At 36.7% G+C, this 20,351-nt stretch carries 25 protein-coding genes; 6 read left to right on the forward strand and 19 right to left on the reverse strand.

Going from position 1 to position 20,351, the window contains the following annotated elements; translation table 11 throughout:
* Positions 1–90: 90 nt before the first annotated feature.
* Positions 91–1,209: a GPR endopeptidase gene (gene gpr / locus Q1B07_RS06140; RefSeq protein ID WP_299087742.1), complete on the reverse strand. Its 1,119-nt coding sequence runs from the start codon at positions 1,207–1,209 to the stop codon at positions 91–93.
* Between the two features lie 267 nt (positions 1,210–1,476).
* Between gpr and rpsT the strand changes: the two genes are divergently transcribed.
* The gene (gene rpsT / locus Q1B07_RS06145) at positions 1,477–1,743 is read left to right on the forward strand and encodes a 30S ribosomal protein S20 (protein ID WP_299087740.1); all 267 of its coding nucleotides are present in this window, start codon (positions 1,477–1,479) and stop codon (positions 1,741–1,743) included.
* A gap of 30 nt (positions 1,744–1,773) precedes the next feature.
* On the opposite strand, the gene holA is transcribed toward rpsT, so the two are convergent.
* On the reverse strand, positions 1,774–2,796 hold the full coding sequence (gene holA, locus Q1B07_RS06150) for a DNA polymerase III subunit delta (RefSeq protein ID WP_299087737.1): 1,023 nt from the start codon (positions 2,794–2,796) through the stop codon (positions 1,774–1,776).
* 355 nt (positions 2,797–3,151) lie between these two features.
* Between holA and Q1B07_RS06155 the strand changes: the two genes are divergently transcribed.
* Complete coding sequence (locus Q1B07_RS06155; protein WP_046590599.1) at positions 3,152–3,286, forward strand: YqzM family protein; 135 nt, start codon at positions 3,152–3,154, stop codon at positions 3,284–3,286.
* Positions 3,287–3,341: 55 nt separating this feature from the next.
* Here Q1B07_RS06155 and Q1B07_RS06160 read toward each other — a convergent pair whose 3' ends face one another.
* The 3 genes from Q1B07_RS06160 to Q1B07_RS06170 form a co-directional block, all read right to left on the reverse strand.
* Complete coding sequence (locus Q1B07_RS06160; protein WP_299087728.1) at positions 3,342–5,660, reverse strand: DNA internalization-related competence protein ComEC/Rec2; 2,319 nt, start codon at positions 5,658–5,660, stop codon at positions 3,342–3,344.
* Positions 5,661–5,889: 229 nt separating this feature from the next.
* A complete protein-coding gene (locus Q1B07_RS06165) occupies positions 5,890–6,450 on the reverse strand; it encodes a ComE operon protein 2 (protein ID WP_299087725.1) in 561 nt (186 codons plus the stop codon).
* A 95-nt stretch (positions 6,451–6,545) separates the two neighbouring features.
* Positions 6,546–7,172 carry a helix-hairpin-helix domain-containing protein gene (locus Q1B07_RS06170; RefSeq protein ID WP_299087722.1) on the reverse strand — a complete coding sequence of 209 codons (627 nt, stop codon included), beginning with the start codon at positions 7,170–7,172 and terminating at the stop codon, positions 6,546–6,548.
* An 87-nt stretch (positions 7,173–7,259) separates the two neighbouring features.
* Between Q1B07_RS06170 and comER the strand changes: the two genes are divergently transcribed.
* Positions 7,260–8,093 carry a late competence protein ComER gene (gene comER / locus Q1B07_RS06175; protein ID WP_299087719.1) on the forward strand — a complete coding sequence of 278 codons (834 nt, stop codon included), beginning with the start codon at positions 7,260–7,262 and terminating at the stop codon, positions 8,091–8,093.
* Between the two features lie 148 nt (positions 8,094–8,241).
* On the opposite strand, the gene Q1B07_RS06180 is transcribed toward comER, so the two are convergent.
* Genes Q1B07_RS06180 through Q1B07_RS06215 form a run of 8 tightly spaced genes read right to left on the reverse strand, consistent with a single transcriptional unit; the run spans position 8,242 to position 13,297 of the window.
* Complete coding sequence (locus tag Q1B07_RS06180) at positions 8,242–8,991, reverse strand: class I SAM-dependent methyltransferase (protein ID WP_299087716.1); 750 nt, start codon at positions 8,989–8,991, stop codon at positions 8,242–8,244.
* The gene (gene rsfS / locus Q1B07_RS06185) at positions 8,988–9,344 is read right to left on the reverse strand and encodes a ribosome silencing factor (protein ID WP_299087713.1); all 357 of its coding nucleotides are present in this window, start codon (positions 9,342–9,344) and stop codon (positions 8,988–8,990) included. Before rsfS ends, Q1B07_RS06180 begins: the two co-directional genes overlap by 4 nt.
* A complete protein-coding gene (gene yqeK / locus Q1B07_RS06190) occupies positions 9,344–9,916 on the reverse strand; it encodes a bis(5'-nucleosyl)-tetraphosphatase (symmetrical) YqeK (RefSeq protein ID WP_299087710.1) in 573 nt (190 codons plus the stop codon). Before yqeK ends, rsfS begins: the two co-directional genes overlap by 1 nt.
* The gene (locus Q1B07_RS06195) at positions 9,906–10,478 is read right to left on the reverse strand and encodes a nicotinate-nucleotide adenylyltransferase (protein WP_299087708.1); all 573 of its coding nucleotides are present in this window, start codon (positions 10,476–10,478) and stop codon (positions 9,906–9,908) included. The genes yqeK and Q1B07_RS06195 overlap by 11 nt, the downstream gene beginning before the upstream one ends.
* Before the next feature lie 20 nt (positions 10,479–10,498).
* Positions 10,499–10,792: a ribosome assembly RNA-binding protein YhbY gene (gene yhbY / locus Q1B07_RS06200; protein ID WP_299087706.1), complete on the reverse strand. Its 294-nt coding sequence runs from the start codon at positions 10,790–10,792 to the stop codon at positions 10,499–10,501.
* Positions 10,786–11,628, reverse strand: a complete 843-nt coding sequence (gene aroE, locus Q1B07_RS06205; RefSeq protein WP_299087703.1) for a shikimate dehydrogenase — start codon at positions 11,626–11,628, stop codon at positions 10,786–10,788. Before aroE ends, yhbY begins: the two co-directional genes overlap by 7 nt.
* 18 nt (positions 11,629–11,646) lie before the next feature.
* Positions 11,647–12,753: a ribosome biogenesis GTPase YqeH gene (gene yqeH / locus Q1B07_RS06210; RefSeq protein ID WP_299087701.1), complete on the reverse strand. Its 1,107-nt coding sequence runs from the start codon at positions 12,751–12,753 to the stop codon at positions 11,647–11,649.
* 4 nt (positions 12,754–12,757) lie between these two features.
* Positions 12,758–13,297, reverse strand: a complete 540-nt coding sequence (locus Q1B07_RS06215) for a YqeG family HAD IIIA-type phosphatase (RefSeq protein WP_299087699.1) — start codon at positions 13,295–13,297, stop codon at positions 12,758–12,760.
* Between the two features lie 351 nt (positions 13,298–13,648).
* Here Q1B07_RS06215 and Q1B07_RS06220 point away from each other — a divergent pair, with 351 nt between their 5' ends.
* Positions 13,649–13,789, forward strand: a complete 141-nt coding sequence (locus Q1B07_RS06220; protein WP_046590574.1) for a sporulation histidine kinase inhibitor Sda — start codon at positions 13,649–13,651, stop codon at positions 13,787–13,789.
* A gap of 203 nt (positions 13,790–13,992) precedes the next feature.
* Here the strand turns inward: Q1B07_RS06220 and Q1B07_RS06225 are convergent, their stop codons facing one another.
* Entirely contained in the window at positions 13,993–14,148 is a 156-nt protein-coding gene (locus Q1B07_RS06225; protein WP_299087698.1) for a hypothetical protein, read from the reverse strand.
* Between the two features lie 219 nt (positions 14,149–14,367).
* On the opposite strand from Q1B07_RS06225, the gene sigK reads away from it, so the two are divergent.
* Positions 14,368–15,090, forward strand: a complete 723-nt coding sequence (gene sigK / locus Q1B07_RS06230) for an RNA polymerase sporulation sigma factor SigK (protein WP_046590572.1) — start codon at positions 14,368–14,370, stop codon at positions 15,088–15,090.
* A gap of 182 nt (positions 15,091–15,272) precedes the next feature.
* On the opposite strand, the gene Q1B07_RS06235 is transcribed toward sigK, so the two are convergent.
* From Q1B07_RS06235 to mtnN, 3 genes are all read right to left on the reverse strand, one after another.
* A complete protein-coding gene (locus tag Q1B07_RS06235) occupies positions 15,273–15,416 on the reverse strand; it encodes a YrzI family small protein (RefSeq protein WP_299087693.1) in 144 nt (47 codons plus the stop codon).
* A 526-nt stretch (positions 15,417–15,942) separates the two neighbouring features.
* A complete protein-coding gene (locus Q1B07_RS06240; protein ID WP_299087691.1) occupies positions 15,943–16,173 on the reverse strand; it encodes a YrhC family protein in 231 nt (76 codons plus the stop codon).
* Between the two features lie 136 nt (positions 16,174–16,309).
* Complete coding sequence (mtnN, locus tag Q1B07_RS06245; protein ID WP_299087688.1) at positions 16,310–17,002, reverse strand: 5'-methylthioadenosine/S-adenosylhomocysteine nucleosidase; 693 nt, start codon at positions 17,000–17,002, stop codon at positions 16,310–16,312.
* Between the two features lie 225 nt (positions 17,003–17,227).
* Here mtnN and Q1B07_RS06250 point away from each other — a divergent pair, with 225 nt between their 5' ends.
* Entirely contained in the window at positions 17,228–17,434 is a 207-nt protein-coding gene (locus tag Q1B07_RS06250) for a YrzA family protein (RefSeq protein ID WP_299087685.1), read from the forward strand.
* A 55-nt stretch (positions 17,435–17,489) separates the two neighbouring features.
* On the opposite strand, the gene Q1B07_RS06255 is transcribed toward Q1B07_RS06250, so the two are convergent.
* Complete coding sequence (locus Q1B07_RS06255; protein ID WP_299087683.1) at positions 17,490–18,176, reverse strand: DUF1510 family protein; 687 nt, start codon at positions 18,174–18,176, stop codon at positions 17,490–17,492.
* A 187-nt stretch (positions 18,177–18,363) separates the two neighbouring features.
* Positions 18,364–20,112, reverse strand: a complete 1,749-nt coding sequence (locus tag Q1B07_RS06260) for a penicillin-binding protein 2 (protein WP_299087681.1) — start codon at positions 20,110–20,112, stop codon at positions 18,364–18,366.
* Between the last annotated feature and the right edge of the window lie 239 nt (positions 20,113–20,351).

A 20,351-nucleotide genomic window follows, 5' to 3' on the forward strand; every position in this document is an offset into this window, starting at 1 on the left:
TCCTCCTTATACTTGTCTATTAATTTGTATGAGCAAGTATAAGGAAGTAGAACTTTTGCAAGAAGGTTAAGAGATAAACATGATTATTTACTAGTGTGTATAAGCACCAGAATTTCCTTGATCCACCTGTTGATGCAGAGCAGTGTTTAAACCGCTCGCAATCACATTTGCCATATCATCTATAAACATATCCACTTCTTTTGGGGTAACCATTAGGTTATGGCCAAGCGGTGCTAAAACCTCGTGAATGAGCTTGCGTTTTTCTTCATCCTCTAGTCCGCCGACAATTCCTAAAAATTGTTTCCGGTGTTCTTCTTCAGGCATGTCTTCATCAGTCAAAACCCGTTTCTCGCCAAAATTCATTCCAGCTGGAATTAAAGACCTTGAAGGTTTGTCCCCTTCTTTTAATTCCCTGCCAAAATGCTTTAAAATAAAATCAATTGTATCGCTCGTAATCGAAACAGCATCAACGACTGTTGGAATGCCTATCGCGATAACAGGAATACCAAACGTTTCTTGGCTCAGAGCCTTTCTTTTATTCCCAACACCAGAGCCTGGATGAATTCCTGTATCAGAAATTTGAATGGTTGTATTTACTCGTTCAATCGATCTGGCAGCTAATGCATCAATTGCAATAACAAAGTCTGGCTTTGATTGTTCGATCACTCCCGAAATAATGTCACTCGTTTCAATACCTGTCAGCCCCATGACACCAGGTGCAATTGCACTAACCGGGCGGAATCCCTCTTCTACATTTTCTGGTTGAAGTTTAAATAGATGTCTCGTAATTAATAGATTTTCAACTGTTAGCGGGCCTAATGCATCTGGTGTTACATTCCAATTGCCCAATCCTACAACTAAACAGCTTGCATCCTTAGGAATGTTCAAGTCAGACAAAAATTGGCTAAAATGCTTTGCGAAAGCTTCGACAACCTTTTCTTGCAGCTCTGAATCTTTTTGACGAATACCTTCCATTTGCATGGTTAAATACTTTCCAGGCTTTTTGCCAACTGCTTTCGACCCTTCTTCTTTAATTTCTAAAAATGAGAGATTAATCCCATCTTCTTCCCATTCTTTAATAATGACGCCTGCAATATTGCTAGAATCAACAGCTGTTTGTCTTCCTGTTTGTTCGAGCGCCATCGCTCTTGCTTCAACTGCTAAATCTGTACGTACGGAATATTGACTTAAGTCTAATGGCTTTTCCATTAAAATACCTCCCAAATCGTTCCTATCCTCTATGTTTGCCATTTATAGATGGAAACATTCTTTAAGATTTATAAAAAGAAGGGAGATGCTTTTTAAGCAAGAATTAGTCCAGACTAAAAAATAATTATAGGATTTTGCAGGTTTCAATGTATTTTCCTTTACATTAGTATTGCAATAATCTCAGCCGTTTGATAGAATATCTTTTGTTCATGTAAAGGATATATCGAGTTAAATAGATCTCGATTTACTTCTTAGGAGGTGAAAGATATGCCAAACATTAAATCTGCAATTAAACGCGTAAAAACAAGCAATGAGCGTAACGCACACAACGCAACGATTAAGTCTGCAATGCGTACTGCTATTAAAAAAGTAGATGCTTTCGTTTTAAACAATGATGTTGAAAATGCAAAAGCTGCACTTACTGAAGCTAACAAACGAATTGATAAAGCTGCACAAAGCGGTTTAGTTCACAAGAACGCTGCTGCACGTTATAAATCTCGTTTAGCGAAAAGTGTTAACGGATTATCTGCGTAATGAAAAAACGATCCCTATTCGGATCGTTTTTTATTTTGTCTTAAATAATTTTAGTAAAAACAACTCTAATACTAGCTGTTTATCCTTTCTCCCTGTTTTCATTTCAAAATCTGCCTCAGCCAGTTCCATTAAAATATGAGCTAATTCCTCTGCCTTAAATAATCGTGCTTGCTGCTGAGCTAATTTCACACGAAATGGATGGACTTTAACAATTGTAGATATTTGCTGCTGTCCGTAACCAGTATTTACCAGCTCCTTCACTTGTAAAATCAGCCTAAATTGATTTACTAGCAAGGATAGTATTTTAAGCGGTTCCTCATTATTTTTCAACAAATCATAAAAAATCTGTAAAGCCTCTTTACTTCTTCGATGAATGACATGATCGATTAAATCAAATATATTTTGTTCCAAAGACCTAGAGACGAGACGCTTAACGATTTCAGGTGTGATTGAACCGGCTTCCCCAACATATGTACTGAGCTTAATTAATTCTTGATGCATGATCATTAAATCTCCAGCCGTTAATATCATAAGCTCATTTAATGCTTCTTGTGATAGATCAACACCTTCTTTTTCAGCTATCCCTAAGGTCCATTTTATTGATTCTTGCTCTGATAAAGGCTTCATTTCAATGAGAAGAGATTGTTTTTTCAACTGCTTCGTTATTTTTTTACGTTCATCAAGTTTTTCATAAGGTGCTTGAATAATGAGTATGGTATATGGTGCTGGTGATTGTAAATATTTTTCAAGGTGATCAATTCGCTGTTCTATTTTTTCCTTTTTCTTTTCACTTGTTAAAAAGCCTGGATTCTTCATGATGACTACCCGCTTTTCCCCCATAAACGGAAGTGTTTCAGCATCTTCAATCGCCAAATCGATTGCCGTTTCCTCCAAATCATAAACAGAGATATTAAAGTCTTTTTCCTCTTCCAATAATGCAGCATTGACGATTAACTGTACAGTTTCTTGCATAAGAAATGCTTCTTTTCCTATTAGTAAGTAAATCGGTTGTAATTTTCCTTTTTTAATATCATTCCACACATCAAAAATCATGTTAATTGTTCTCCATTCGTTCATTTCACTTCATTTAATCGTAAAATGAAAACAGCGGTTTGGCAAGTGAGAATACTTAAATTAAGCAGGGGCCTTTTAAATGGGAAAAGGGAACTAAACGGTATAACCATTCAGCTCCCAGCATCTATATGAACGTTTCGTTTCAGGACCTAGGAACCTGATTCGAAACGATGCAGCGATTTGATTTTTAGTTTAGCCAATGACAGATTGAATATTTGATGTCATTTCTAGCAAAGCTGGTAATAACAGCCTTGATTGTAAAAAACAATAGCATCATGATGTAGATTTTTTTATGGTAATCGCTTATACTAAGTATGATATAGGAGGGGTAACAGTGAACGAATTTGAAAAGAGTGTACAAAGCAAGCGTAATGATGCAGTAGATTCAGGAGTTGGATTCGTTGCTTCATTTGGGTTTTTCGCGGTAATTTTCATTATTGCAACTGTTATTAAATTAGTAAGCGCATAATTAATCGGTAAATACTTACATAGAGACTGCTGCTAAAAGCAGTCTCTTTTTCGTTTTATTCTTTTACTTTATCGTATGGAGGATGTGTGGAAAAGGTTCCAGTCTTTCCTTTAAAATTATATAAAATGGCTCCATCCAAGTCTGTTCGCAACAAAGGAATTCCGCGACTGGATAGTTTATCGACTACTTCTGAATGGGGGTGCTGGTACCTGTTATTATATCCTGCTGAGACTAGAGCAATCGAAGGCAAAATTGAATCCAGAAAAGAATCTGATGTCGAACCTTTACTACCATGATGACCTACTTTTAAGACATCTGCCCGTAATCCCGGGAACTTACTGATCATTTTCTCTTCACTTCCCATTTCTGCATCACCTGTGAAAAGCCAGCTTAATCCTCCCAACTCTGTCCATAACACTAATGAATCATCATTTTTACTAGCAGTTAGAGTAATCGGTGCAACAACATAAAAAGAAAAATCATGAAACAATATCGTATCCCCCGCCTTCACAGCTTTTATTTCCGTCCTTTTGTTTTCCGCTGTCTCAATTACCTTTTGCTCTAATTCTTCTCTTACGAAGCCTTTAGGTATAATTAGTTCTTCTACCTTTATTCCTTCCATTATAGGTATTGCCTCACCGATATGATCAGTATCACCGTGTGTTAAAAACAAGGCATCAACCTTTGTTATTCCGATTGATTTTAAATACGGGATTGTTACATCCTCGGCAATTGTAAATGAATCACTTGTTTCTTCCCATTTTTCTTTAGGAAATGTTATTCTTCCACCAGTGTCGATTAAAAAGGTTCCTTTCTTAAAAGGGAGATGAATAAAAATCGAATCCCCCTGTCCGACATCAATCATGATGACCTTTCCATATGGATTAAGATAGGGCAGGCCAACTTGTATCAAGAGGACAAGCGCTAAAAATAATGCCGGTCTAAGTAACAGCTTTATACGTTTGTATATTTCAAACTGATAAACGAGATAGAAAATCGCAACAACAAGTGCACAGGTAATCGGAAGGGCCGGCCTCCCTGTTACAAAGGTTGAGATTGATAGGGAGGATGCAAATAAAACAATTTTATGAGTAACAAGAAGCATTTCACTAAAAATCTGGATAATATGTACACCAATTAGAGGAAAGATAGCGGCCATGGATGTTGCCAGGATCGAGAGAGGTAAAATAATGAACGAATAAAGCGGAACAAACAACATATTCATCGGTAAGCTAATGAGCGAAATTTCATAAAAATGATGTAGTAAAATTGGCATCGAACATAGCTGGGCAATAGCAGAAACAACTGTTAATTTTGCGAGAACATTATTAAAATGTTCAACAATTCCTAAAGAAAGAAGTAATCCGAAGCTTACAGCATATGATAACTGAAATCCTGCCTGAAACAAATAATATGGATTGATGATAAGGAGAACCAAATATGTGAAGCTTATTACATCTAATGAGGAAATTTGTTTTTTACATAGCTTAATTAGCAGGTAAAGTACCACCATAAACGAAGCTCTTACAACAGAGGGCGATGCACCAGTAAGAATCATATAAACTGGCAGCAGGACAATTAGCACCGCTTTCGCCTTTTCATGTGTCATTCCACAATAAAGTAAGAAGTAATAAATGGCACCTGCCAATAAAGCAATATGTGACCCTGAAATGGCAAGTAAATGGACAATTCCAAGCTCTTGGTAAGCTTTGTCCAAATCTGAATCAATTAACCGTCGATCACCAAATATCAAGGCTTGAACTATTCCGACAGACTCAGATGGAAAATGCGCTTCAATAAAAGCCAAACCATCTTTCCTTAGGTTTAACAAAGTGTAGTACCAATTTGATTTTTCTGCTTTACACTTACCTATTTCCTCCACCTGGTATTGCCAGTGAATATGATGATCATGCAGATATTGATGATAGTTAAAAGCATTTGGCATCGTTGGCAATTTTGGCCTTTTCAATTCCCCAGAAAAAGAGCATATCATTCCTGGATTTATCTGATTAAGAGCTTGTTTTTCCTTAAAAGATTGAATCGTATAGGTAAAAACAAGTTTTTCGCCATGTCTTGTTTTAACATAGCCTCTATACTGATTTCCATCACTGTATGGAATGGAAGAAATAATCCCTTCTCCCGAATATCGACCTTCTGTTAATCCGGTTTTATTATGATGTTCTGTGAAATAAAAAACAAAAATGAAGCAGAGGACTGTTAATAGAGAAAGGAAAAAGAGGAAATGCTGTCTTCTGTAATAGAGATAAAAGAGATAAAAAATGGTAGCAGCGATAGCTGCAGGATGAAATTGAAAACGGCAAATTATTAGAGACAAACTTGCTGATACAGCTAAAAAATACAGCCTGCCTTGCAAAAATTAAACACCTGCCTTGGGTAGTTTACAGGAGACTGTAAGGCAGCCTCCTTAAATATTAAAAAAAGCGCAAGGCGCCTGCCTATCGGCGACAAGCATAAGGCGAACAGGAATAGAAGGTGTACTTTACCTTCAATTCCTGTTTGACTTATGACCTCGAGCCGATGGCGCCTGGAGCTAGATTCAGAAACGCAAGCTATGTTAAGAAAATATATAAATTCTGATATTATTAAGAAAATAGAAAATTGGCTTTCTTGTAGAGAGCTTGCAACTCACTTTCGTCTATTTCCGATTTTGCAAGCTTGTCTAATAAGCTTGTAATAAATTCACGTTTTTCATCATCTTTTTCATTCAATAATGACTTTTCAAGTACGACTTGCTCAACCTTAACATTCGCTTGCTTAAAAAGGTCAATTGCATATGGATGATTTTTATAGTCGACAGCATAATACACCGTCTTGATCCCGGCTTGAATAAGTGCCTTACAGCATTGCAGACATGGAAAGTGTGTCACATAAATTTCTGCTCCATCAGTCGGCACGCCAAATTTTGCACATTGAAGCAAGGCATTCATTTCTGCATGAATCGTTCTTACACAATGATTATCGATCACGTAGCACCCTTCGTCAGAACAATGAACACCACCTGCAATTGAACCATTATATCCCCCGGCAATAATTCGCTTATCACGAACAATTGTTGCCCCAACTGCTAATCTTGTACAAGTACTCCTTAAAGCCAACAGATGGCTTTGTGACATAAAATATTGATCCCACGAAATACGACTCATCAAAAACTCCTCCACTCGACATTTTTCTCCCTTAAGTGTATCTAGAACACTGAATGGTCGTCAATTTATTATTTTTGGATTTTCTGAATTATTCACTACTTGACTGTAATCTCCTCCTTTAGCTTTTCAAAAGACTTCTCGCCGATGCCCGAAACATTAAGGAGATCCTCAGGCGCCGTAAATAGGCCATTTTCTTCACGATAAGTGATAATTGCTTCTGCCTTTGCCGGTCCAATGCCTGTCAGTGTTTGGAGCTCTTCACTTGTTGCCAAATTAATATTGACCTTATCATTGATATCGCTCGAATTGATTGGGGCTGTTAATTGATTTTCCTTCACTTCTCCTTTTTTAGGGACATATAGTACCATTCCATCCTCCAAAGGTGCGGCAAGATTTACCGCTAGCTCATCAGCTTCCTTAATCATTCCCCCAGCTTTATCGATTAGATGATGGACTCTCGTACCAGTCGGTAATTCATAAACTCCTGGATGCTTTATCGCTCCTTTTACATCCACTACAACAACAGTTGGCTCTTTTATCTTTTCGGTTGGATCTGATTTTGTTGTCTCTTCCTCCGCTATTGTAAGAGGGTCTATCTCACCTTGATTATTCGTTTCTATGACTGAAGATGAATCTTGTATAAACAGATAATAAAAAACAGTCATCCCGAATATAATGGAAACCACAATTATCCAATTTTTATATTTCTGAAGATAACGCATAATCTTCACTCCTTTTTACTATTCATAATTACCTGGTTAATAACATATTGTGTATGAGAAATATGCATTCTAAGGAGGGGATATACTTTGAATGTAGGTTTTATTGGAACAGGAAATATGGGTAGAATTTTAATAGAATCTTTTATTGAGTCAGGTGCAACCAGACCCTCATTCATTTATATGACTAATCGAACGAAAGCTAAGGCTGTAGACATAAAAAATGATTATCCTGAAACAACTGTAATGGATTCGGCAGAAGAGGTGGCAAAATGCTCGGAAATCCTTTTTATTTGTGTTAAGCCATTAGATATTCACCCCCTTTTAAAAAGCCTTAATCATGTTTTATCGCCTAATCAATGTATCGTTTCTATTACAAGCCCAATAAGTGTTGAACAGCTGGAGTCACTTGTACAGTGCCAAGTTGTTAGGGCAATACCAAGCATTACCAATCGTGCTTTTGCCGGAGTATCGCTGCTTACCTATGGAAACTCGTGCCATAAAGTCATGAGGAAAAAAATCGAAAAACTGTTTAAACGTATCTCTACTCCTATACAAATTGAGGATGATATAACAAGAGTTTCATCAGATATTGTCAGCTGTGGGCCAGCATTTTTCAGCTATTTACTGCAAAAATTTGTGGATGGAGCGGTTGCTGAAACAGCCATTACAAAGGAGCAAGCTGTACAACTTGCAAGTGAAATGATCATTGGCATGGGGAAATTACTTGAGACAAAGCTATATACATTGCCGACATTACAAGAAAAGGTTTGTGTGAAGGGAGGAGTGACAGGACTAGGGATCAAGGTACTTGAAGAAGAAATAGGCGATATGTTTGAAAAGGTCTACCATGTTACACATGAGAAGTATTACGAAGATATCGAAGAAGTATCTGTTCAATTTAATAAAATCCCGCCTAAATAATTCGACAGCAGTGTATGATCATCCTGCAAAAATAAACATTTTTTTGAATGTATCCCTCCACTTTTTACATCTTTTACTTTTTAACAGACGGTTTCTCGTCTGTTTTTTTATATTTAATTTAAAGAAGGTGATCTATAAAAGTTCACCTTCAATCTTTTTTTCTTGCAATAAAAAAGATCCGTTCACTTGTTGAGGTTGGAGGGTTTTCAAAATCAAAATCGCCGCAAACCTTTACGACTTCAAAAGAGGCATTCTCGAGCCAAGAAATATAGGTTTCAATTGGATAGGTGCGTTGATAATGTAACTCATCAAAGCGCTCGTACCATTCATTGCGCTTTACAAAAAAAGTCATATCATGTTCCACACTGTTTGGTTCTTCTGAAGCATATGAACTCCAAATAAAGCTAATGTCCTCGTCTTGATCTGCAAATGTTGCACCAGCAAAAATATGATGAATTTTATATAGAGAATGAACATCAAATAAAAGTAAACCTCTGCTTCCAAGCAACTGAAAAACAGCTCGAAATGTTGCCTTGATATCATCCTCAGTTTCTAAGTAATTAAGTGAATCACAACAAATAGTAACGACATCAAATTTTTCCTCGAACCCTGCAAGCTCTCTCATATCTTGTTGTAGAAAAAAAACATTTACATTATTTTGAGCGAGTTTTGCCTGAGCTACTGAAAGCATATCCTCGCTTAGATCAACACCTGTTACGTTAAGCTGTTGTTTCGCCAAGCGAATGGCAATTTCACCCGTGCCGCAACCTACATCGATCAACCTTTTAGCATCAGAATTGTATACCGAAATGGCCTTGTTAATAAAAGCTGCCCATTCATCGTAAGGAGCGTCCTTCATTAGCTGATCATATATATAAGCAAAGCCTTGATAGATCATTGATTTAACTCGCTTGTTAAATCTTCTGCAGGCGCGTCTCCCCATAAACGTTCAAGATTATAATAACTTCTTTCATCTTTATGGAATACGTGTACAACAACATCACCGAGGTCAATCAATATCCAACGAGCTTCCTCAAAACCTTCAAGACGTCTTACTTGAATATCCATTTCTAACGCTTTTTCTTTTATTTCCCTTGCAATCGCTTGAACTTGCTTGTCAGAATTACCATGACAAATAAGAAAAAAGTCTGAGATTAAGGAAATGCCTTTCATATTAAGTGCAATAATATCCTCAGCTCGTTTGCTATCTGCAGCTTTTGCCACTATTGTTAAAATGTCTCTTCCGTTCATTAATTAGATCTTCCTCCTTTAAGCACTAATGAATTATAGGTTTGAATTGTGTCAGGATAAATCGCTTGATTTTTCTTTAATAAAAACATGATTGTATTTTGTAGTGATTGTAGTAAAGCTTGATCAAGATTTGATTTTGCCAGAGCTCTTACTTCGTCAACTCCTGGAAAATGCCTTCCAGGTTCAATATAATCTGCCACATAAATGATTTTTTCCAATAACGTCATATCCGGGCGGCCCGATGTATGATATTTTATTGCACTCAACACTTCTTGGTCAGTTATCCCTACTTCTTTCTCTACCAGAAATGCTCCAACAGGTGCATGCCAGAGCTCACTATTATGTACTAATAATTGCTGTGGCATCCTCTGTTCAATGATGATTTGCTTCAATTCTTCTTTCGGACGAAATTTAGCATAATCATGAAAAATCGCTGCTATTTCTGCTTTTTTAACATCTGCACCATATTGATGTGACAATTGAATAGCGGTTTCCATAACTCCTAATGTATGATTGTAGCGATGTTCTGTAATTTGTTCTGCAACAATCTTTAATGCAGCTTCACGTTCCATATAAACGATTCTCCTCTATATATCTTTTCACATCATCAGGTAAAAGATAAGCGGTATTTTCTCCAGTTTTTATCCGTTCACGCAACATTGTTGAGGACACATCAAATTGCGGAATTTCAACCTCTTTCACCGGATAGTCGGTACTCGTTGTATAGCCCGGGCGTTTGACCCCAACAAACGTCACAAGCTTAACAACCTCTTCAATCTTATACCAGTGTGGTAAATACTCGATCATATCTGCACCGATTATAAAATAAAAGGAATAGGCAGGATATTGTTCAGATAAAAGACAAAGCGTATCATATGTATAAGAAGGTCCTTCTCGCTCTAGTTCAATCGTATCAATCTTAAATTGATCATTTGATGTTAGCGCCAATTTCAGCATATTGACTCTGTGCTTGCTATTTGTAAATTGCTCTGTTTGCTTATGGGGAGGTATTTGATTGGGTATAAACCATATTTCAGCTAATTGCAATGCATGTAATACCTCACTCGCAATTAATAAATGGCCAAAATGAGGCGGATCAAATGTACCTCCTAATAGCCCGATTTTTTTTGACATTTCATCCCCCTCCCAACCTATTAATTAGGTAAACGAAGCTGCTTATTTTCCTTAGATTCTTTGTATAAGACAATGGTATTGCCAATAACTTGAACAAGCTCTGCACCTGTTCCTTTTACTAATGAATTGGCAACAGAATCTTTATCCTCTTCACAATTTTGCAATACAGATACCTTCAAAAGTTCACGAGCTTCTAATGCATCTGAAATTTGCTTAATCATATTCTCGTTTACCCCGCCTTTTCCAACTTGAAAAATGGGATTCAAATGATGTGCTTCACTTCGTAAAAAACGTTTTTGTTTGCCTGTTAACATGATGTTCCTCCCAGCTTGTCATATACAATTGCAGTCATTCTTTCAATTGATGGTTCTATACCTGTCCATAGTGTGAAGGCAAGTGCTGCCTGATGAACAAACATACCGACACCATTATGTATTGTTAAACCTTGTTCTTCCGCTTCTTGAAGCAAAGATGTTTTGATTGGATTATACACGATATCACTGACAACGGCTGTCCTTTTGGCATGTTTGACAGATAGCGGTTTTTGTTCAACGTTTGGATGCATTCCAACAGCAGTTGTATGAATAATTACATCATAGTTTTCTAATTGTTGTTCTGCTTGTTCCAAGGATAATGCTTTACTCGTATGTCCAAAAGGGCATTCGTTAATTAATTTTTCTGCCTTTGATACAGTTCGGTTGCAAAGATCAATCTCACTGCATCCTTGATGTACTAAAGTAAAATAAATGCCTCTTGCTGCACCGCCTGCACCAATAATTAAGATTTTTTGCTCCTGAATTGGTTTTTGTAAAATCTTTGTTAGAGATCGTACATACCCATTTCCATCTGTATTGTGACCGATTAGCCGTCCCTCTAGATTGATTACCGTGTTAACGGCACCTGCAATCTTTGCGGTTTCATCAAGCTCATCTAAATACGGAATGATCGAAATTTTATGCGGGATTGTTACATTAAACCCTTTTACCCCCAATATCTTAAGAGCTTGAACGGATTCCTTGAGCCTCTCTGGCTCTACATGAAAGGCATGATAATAGCCATTGAGATGTTTTTCCTTAAAGGCATCATTATGGATGTCAGGTGACATCGAATGTTTAATTGGACATCCAATTACGCCATATAAGTTCCCCATATTTTTTCCTCTCCTTGATTAAATTAACGATTTTCTTAGTGATACATTCACACCTTGAGGAGCATAAGCAATGACCTTTTTCCCTGGATTATTGATCGTTACCCAGCCTAAGCCTGAAAAAACAACATCTGTTTTGCCTTCTTTTATCATAAATTCATGTGGCACAAGCTTAGGAAATGATTCAACCTCTTCCTTTCTTGGCGGTGTTAAAAGCTCCCCGACATGCTTTTCATATAAAGCATCAGCGTTTTCTCTTTTTGTCCGGTGGATCTTTAATTCATTTGGGATATAGCAAACGAAAGATTCTCTTCCGCCTGAAACATAATCCATTCGTGCAAGTCCGCCAAAGTATAATGTTTGCCCCTCATTTAATTGAAATACCTTGGGCTTTATTTCTTTCTTAGGACTTAACAGCTTCAAATCCTGCTTATCGACAAAATGAGCCATTTGATGATGATTTATAATTCCAGGAGTATCATAAAGTGCAGCCCCATTTTCAAGCGGGATTTCAATTAGATCCAAGGTTGTTCCTGGATAATGTGATGTTGTGATCACATCGTTGACACCTGCAACCTCTTTTATTAGGCGATTAATAAATGTTGATTTCCCAACATTTGTTACACCAACGACATACACATCTTGTCCATTACGATATAAATCAATTAGCTCGGCAGCTTCTCTAATACCATGACCTCTCGCAGAGCTAACTAAGCAAACATCTATTGGTTTCAAGCCTAATTCCTTCGCTTCTCGTTTCATCCAATTGATCAGCTTCTGATGCTTAACTGATTTCGGCAGAATATCGCTTTTATTTCCTATAAGCAAGATTGGGTTGCCTCCGACAAATCGTTGAATGCCCTGCAGCCAGCTTCCATTAAAATCAAAAATATCTACGATTTTAACAATTAATCCCTTAGATTCTCCTATACCATGGAGGATTTTTAGAAAATCATCATCTGTTAATGAAACATCCTGTATTTCATTATAATTTTTTAAGCGAAAGCAGCGTTGGCAAATGATATCGTCCTTAGCAAGAGCACTTTCCGGTGCATAGCCCAGTTTGTTAGGATCCTCTGTTTGTATGATTACTCCGCACCCTATACATGAAAATTGCTGTTCTGACACGTTTCTATTCCTCCCATTGAATCATCCCTTTTCGCTTTAAGTTAGCCATAATTTTCCGCTCAATTTTACGATTGAACCTTGTAAAGAAACCATCTGTTGATGCTACCGGAACGACTAATATCGTCTGAAATCCGTTGCGATTGCCACCAAGAACATCTGTTAATAACTGATCACCTATTACAACTACTTCTTCTTTTTTCAAATTCATTATTTTCACTGCTTTTAAAAAAGCTTTCCCCATCGGCTTTCTTGCCTTATGAATAAATTTAATATTAAGAGGCTCTGAAAATGCCTTTACCCGTTTTTCATTATTATTGGAAACAATTGTAATATCAATTCCATGCTCTTTTACTTCTTTAAACCACTCTTGCAATTGGGGAGTTGCATTAGGTCGATCCCATTCGACAAGAGTATTATCTAAATCAGTAATGATCCCTTTAATTCCACTTTCTTTTAATTTTTGCGGTGAAATATGAAATACGCTTTTCACATAGTCACCTGGTAAGAATAATCGTAGCATGAGTTTAAACACCTCATTATTCATTTTTTTGCCAACTTACATCATAACCAATTTAGCGCATACTTTCAAAAGAAACTTATAGTTTATGAGAAAAAGCTTACTAATATTATAAAAACTTTTCGACAAATTCCGATCTTCTACAACACTTGTGGATAATATTATACACAATATACCCTCTGTGATACCTTACTTTTCACCTTTTATAAACAACATACCCACAGTTTATCCACTAACATCTGTGGATAAGAGAACGGTTGTTCTATTTTTTTATTCATGTTAGATTTAAATCAATAACAAAATATAACAGATTATGTAATTCCCTATTAGAAATAAGCAAGGTTAGGAGGTGTAGTGCCAATCAATTGGCCATCATGCATGCGTAAACTTTCTGACGAATTGTTAATTGAATCCTATTTTAAAGCAACTGAAATGAAACTACATGATGATTTTATCGAACTAATTGCAAATGAAATAAAACGCCGTTCCTTAGGACATGTTTTAAAAGCTTCTTCATAAACATTTCACGCCGTTTAACGGCTCTTTTTTTTATCCTTAAAACTCTATAGACAGATTTAGTATTTCCGTAAATGTCCTTATGTATCATGTAATTAGTGAAGTAATTATAACATTTGTTTGCATTTACAACTATTATAAAATATGTAGTGGTCTAATAAGAAGTGAATGGTCTATTCATGTTTGCTTAGACCATTCACTTTGTTCTAACAAAAATGATTATAATAATAGTAGCCTCCGCCAATAACCAGCAATAATATTAACAAGACAACGATAAACGCATACCAGTAGCCATAACCGATACCTGTAAATGTCGGATAATATGGATACGGCCCGGGACCATAACGATCATAACAATACATTAATCTCTCCCCACCTTCCTTTTCAACCTGACTACTATATAACTATGTACATTCCCCCATCCAGGTTTAGGCTATTTTCCTAACGATGTCCATTTTTTTAACCGCAAATATTAAATCGTTTTATATCTTCTTTCAATGTACATGCACGAACTACCTGCCACGAACATAAACATGACTTATAGGCATTTGCCTACATAACGTATTAGTGGAGGTGGAGGTATGACAGGGCTCATAACAGCACTAGGTTTTTTCGTAAAAGAATTAGTGTTCTTAGTATCTTATGTAAAAAATAATGCCTTCCCACAGCCTTTGTCTGCAACAGACGAGAAGAAATATTTGCGACTCATGGCAGAGGGTGATGAGTATGCAAGAAATCTTCTAATCGAACACAACTTACGGCTTGTTGCTCATATCGTAAAAAAATTTGAAAACACTGGGGAAGACTCGGAAGATCTCATCTCAATTGGAACAATCGGATTAATTAAAGCGATTGAAAGCTATTCACAAGGGAAAGGGACAAAATTAGCCACTTATGCGGCTCGTTGTATTGAAAATGAAATACTCATGCATTTACGCGCTTTAAAAAAGACAAAGAAAGATGTTTCCTTACACGATCCAATTGGTCAAGATAAAGAGGGAAATGAAATTAGCTTGATAGACGTATTAAAATCTGAAAACGAAGATGTCATCGACACAATCCAACTGAATATGGAACTTGAAAAAGTTAAGGAATATATTGATATATTAGATGGAAGAGAAAAAGAAGTTATTATCGGAAGGTTTGGCTTGGATTTAAAAAAAGAAAAGACACAGCGTGAAATCGCAAAGGAATTAGGTATATCAAGGAGCTATGTTTCCAGAATTGAAAAACGTGCTCTTATGAAAATGTTCCATGAGTTCTATCGAGCAGAAAAAGAAAAAAGAAACCGCAAAAAAGAATAATGACAAAAGAGAAGAGCAAAATTTACCTCTTCTCTTTTTTATTTACCAATGTGCGTTAAAAACGGCCTTTGAATGATTTCTAGCTTGCTCTAAGCTAGGTGGAATCCTTCTCTACAGTTAAATGTACAAGCAATTTGATTTTCAACATAGTCATCGCCTCCAATTATTATTGTTCCTTTAATTTACATGTGAAACTCGTCGAACACTTTTACTCTTGAATGTTCCATTCTTTGTTTCACTTCTTGATTTGTTTCCATTTCTTCTTTTGAACGTTTTCTTTTTGACACTGAAAAAGTTAGGGTAATAAAAAATAGATTGATTGTCATGTGTATCACCTCCTTTAAAGCAATTCGCACCTCATTGATGTTTATTCAGGCTGCCAAGCTTAAAAGGTTTAACTCCCCTTTTTAATAAAGGATAGTTGTTCATTATACGTACTAAGAGGTGCTTTGCATAAAAAAACGCCACAGGGCAGCCTGTGACGTTAACGTTATACATATAGAACGCCACATGCAGTTCTAATTGACCCATGGCGCAATTTTATTAATCAGTCTTCATTTCCGCATAACGAAAAGGAGGATACACCAATATGGTCGAATAGATGGTTTAATTTTAAGTCTTGCTTTGCAGTTTTTAATGGTGAACATTTCATCATCTTCTTCGACCTCCTTAATTTTAATTTGCTATTCCTTGGTAATTATATCCATGATTTCCAATTCTGTAAATAGTTTTTCTCCTCATTCTTGTATTGTTTTTATTTTCAGATAATTGAATGCGCTTTCTCGGTCTGCTACTAAAAGTATAAGGACAAAAAAAACGCCCTTTAGTAGGCGTTTATCATTGATTCTTATGTTACTCTTCTAGCTTATCCAATTGTTTTTTATATTTTAAGGAAGCTTTGAAGCAAACAAAGGCTCCTAGTATAAATAAAACCGTTGTAATCATTAGCACAATATCATATATTTCTGGTTTGCCTTGATCGGGCAAGACAACGCCGATATAAAGAAAGACACTCACAGCTAACAGAATAAACGCATACTGCTTAAAATCAACCATTAGCGACTGAATTTCTTTTTTATTCATATTATCTCCCACCTATTTGAAGTGTTATAGTAACCACGATAACATAGTCTAACAAACTATTAACCAAGTAAATTTCTCCAAATAGGCGAAACAAAAAAGGAATCGATTCATAACCGACCCCTTCGATTTGATAAGCTTATACTGCTTCAACGATTTTTAATACTAAATCTGCTGAATGTTTTGCAGCTTGTTCTAAAAATTGCTCAAAGGAAATATTGGATTCTTTTCCAGCAATATCAGATAAAGCTCTTATCACAACAAATGGAACATTAAATTGGTGACAAACCTGAGCAATAGCAGCTGCTTCCATTTCCCCTGCATGTAGGTCGTTAAACTTGCTTCGGATAAATTCTACTTTTACAGGATCATTTAAGAACGAATCTCCTGTAACAATTAATCCTTTTGCCACTTGGATGTTTGAGATCTCTTCGGCTTTTTTGACAGCCATTTCAACAAGCTTTTCATCTGGTATGTAAGCTGCAGGCAAACCTGGAACTTGTCCATATTCATAACCGAATGCTGTAACATCCACATCATTATGACGAACTTCTGTAGAAATGACAATATCACCTACATTTAGAGACGGGTGAAATCCACCGGCAGATCCTGTGTTGATAACATAATCAGGCTTATAGCGATCTAAAAGCAACGTTGTACTCATGGCAGCATTCACTTTTCCAATACCTGATTTTAATAATACAACCTCAATCCCTTTATAGGTTCCTTTTGTAAATTCGCTTCCCGCAATATCTGCTTGCTCACGATTTTCCAGTTTCTCTCTTAGGATTGTTACTTCCTCTTCCATTGCACCAATTATTGCAATTTTCATTGTTTCATTCCCTTTCCATTATGGTTCAGCTTTTCGACAACTTAGGGTTTCCTTTTAAATCGTATCTTTCCATTTTTCCCTGCATCGTCATCCTCATTAGAAGTTTACCTATTTCACCGATTATTCGCAAGACCACTATTTTTATTTCGTTTTTTAGATTGTTCTTCACGATCATATTTTGTTACTATTTTATCATGATGATTAAGTAATGAAGAGGTGTAAATAATGAGTTTCCAACTTGATCTTATTAAAGACAAAATTGAATTTTTCGAAGCACCATCCATTAAAGAGCTTGAGAAAAAAATAAACGAGCAAATCACCCATAACAATGCCATCTTATTAACTGTTCATTCTGTTTCCCATCAAATGCATGTTACAGAAGAAGGAAATAGATTTTATAGTGCTGTTGTACATTTTAAAGCGCAAACGTGAGAACAAATAGCGCGGGAACATCTATATCGAAAAAGCAGCGGCAATGCCGCTGCTTTTAGTTCAACTTTTCAATTTTCGTTGGCTTCCATCCTTTGTTTTCAACAAATGTGATATACACTTTATATTTCGCAGACTTATCCTTTGGTGAGATCGTACCGACAGCGTCATTTGGTCCCCCATTGTTTCCAAGGAACCAAATAATCATCTCTGATTCGGGAATCCCTGTTGCATAGCTAAGTGCCTTTGTCATTTCAGCCCAATCTTGTGAATCCTTATCATAATTAGCAGAATGCGGCCCAGATTGAGACGTTCCTACCGGCTCCCATCCCGGGTTTTCAATTGTTTCCACTACACCTGAGCCAGGCTCTCCTTGTGTAATAGTTGCCTGTTCAAATGGATCCTCTGGTGTAGTTTCTTCAGCAGAAGGATCTGATGATTCTTCTGCATTTTCCTCATCTTCGGTTTTTTTATCTTTTTCATCAGCTGATTGTTCGCTTTTTTCCTGTTCTTTCTCTTTATCTGCAGTTGCTTCTTCGTTACTGTTTTCTTGGTTTGCTAATTTAATGTCAGGCGGTTCGTTATATTTTGCAGTTTTTTCAGCACCACTTCCGCCAAAGATGAGCTGAGATCCAATTACAAGAATAAGAACTGCAACGATTCCTATTAATGTATTCAAGACGATGTTCGTTTTTCTACGCTTATCTCTTTTTTCATAACGAGAGTTTACATGATTATAACTCAATGTCCTACACTCCTTTGTCCCTCATACCTTCTGTCTTATTCTAGCACTAGAATGCCATTCTATCTAGTTGTTTTATCGATTTGTTAATCTTTTATAACAGTTTGTTAATAATAAAAAAATATCCCAAACTTTACTTGACTATCGTCTTATTCCTACCCATTTATGTTCTCCTAAGATCACCTGCCATTTAGTCCATCTTTGCTAATTCATTTACTATATCGTAAAATGCAGCATTTGTTCCGGCTTTAGAACTGGTCGTGTCCATCTCTACAACAACGAGAGCATACTTCGGATTACTTGATGGAAAATAGCCTGCAAACCATTTGTTATAAAGTGTTTCACCCTTTTCATTCTTCTTACCTGTCTGAGCCGTTCCTGATTTACCTGATACCTCAAATGGCGAAGTTTGAAACCTTCTTCCTGTTCCTTCCGGGTCAGTTACGACTAAACGGAGCAACTCTTGCAGCTTAGAAGCAGTTAATGGTGATATCTTTTCCCCTTCTAAAGAATTAGACGTAAAAGAATACATATTGGTTCCATTTTTATATAATATATTTTCTACGATTTTCACCTGATCTTTTTGACCGCCTCGTGCTATTGTCGCCATCATATTAGCAACCCCCAGCGGTGTAACTTTTACATCCTTCTGACCTATCGCGGTTTGAGCGATCGCTCGCTCAACATTTTTATCCTTTTCATCGACCCAAACATGTCCTGCCTTTTCATCAGGGAACTGTTTGAAATTTTGATAATGAAACACGGTACCACTCCAACCAACGGGTCCAAGCAATCCTAGTTTCTCAGCCATATTCTCAATAACCATAGGATCTTTTTCCATTAGCTCCTCCGCTAGAGTCGTAAACGTGTAATTGCAGCTTTTGGCAAAGCTCCTTGCAAAGGTCAGCATTCCATCATCCTGTTCACCATCAAGCTCCCCATATAAATTTAGGTTGCAATTAAACTCTCTTGTGGCATCATCTAAACCATATTCAATTGTTGCGGCAGAAATGACAGTTTTGAATACTGAACCAGGAAAAATCGGCTGAAGCATATGATTGATCAGGGTATTGCTCTTTGAGCGGTTAAGATCAGGCTTGCTCACCATTGCTAATACTTCATTTGACTTCACATCAAGTAAAACAAGTCCACCGTTTTCAATCTTTTGTTTGGTTAATACATCTTCAGCCATTGCCTGTATATTCTTATCTAATGTCGTCTTTACCGTAACAGGATAAAAAGGATTCGAGTCTGCAATGTATTTTACATTGATTCCAAAGAGTGGATGTCCATCTCCGTCAACATGATATAAGAGCTTTGTTACTTCATCAGGCAAAAGAAATTCATCATATGCCTCTTCGAGACCTGTTAGCCCAATTTTGGTTTTATAAGATAAATCCTTGCGATCAGGATATTTTTTTCTCAAAGCCTCTGCATTTTCACCTGTAATTCCTAAAATATGTTTTCCAATCGTTTCTTCCATTGGTGATTGCTTGTAAATTCCAAAAACGCCTGGAATCTTTAAATCGTTTATTTTATCTAGCTCTGCGCTTGATAAGGATAATCCATCCTTACTTGAAAGAACAAGCGGTTCTTTTGCATCGCGTAAACGTTTTTCCAGCTCATTGCTTGACATATTCACGACCTCTGCAAGCTTATCTGCAGGCCATGTAATATCGTTTAAAAAAGGAAACAAAACAAGGGAAGGTTCAGCGTGATTACGTAATGAATCCCCATTACGATCTACGAAGCGACCTCGTCCATCATCAATAACTACCTCTTGAGTCCGTTGATTCACACTTTCTTGGATCAGATTTACCCCTTTTTTAGAAAATGATTCTGTATGAATTAATTGAAGATCAGCTAATCGAAAAAGAATGAGAAAGAGGGAAAAGAGGAAAAAAGTTCCAACTAAAAGAAATCTTTTTTTTAAGTTCATGGAAACCTCCTACCGTTAAAAATGGGATAAAGAACAAAAGCACAAGCGCCTTGCTCAGCCTAGGGCAAATAAGACGAATTGGAATAGAAGACGTTCTTTGCCTTCAATTCTAAATTGGCTAGACCCTAGAGGGGCTAGGCGCTGGCAGTCAAAAACGCAGCATCCTGCTGCACTGACTGCACTTGCACATTCTGCGCTTCGGAGCTGGCTGTCAAAGCGCTTATCCACAGTTCAAGAAT

Origin of the sequence: uncultured Metabacillus sp. (assembly GCF_947503125.1) — a bacterium.
GTDB lineage: Bacteria > Bacillota > Bacilli > Bacillales > Bacillaceae > Metabacillus.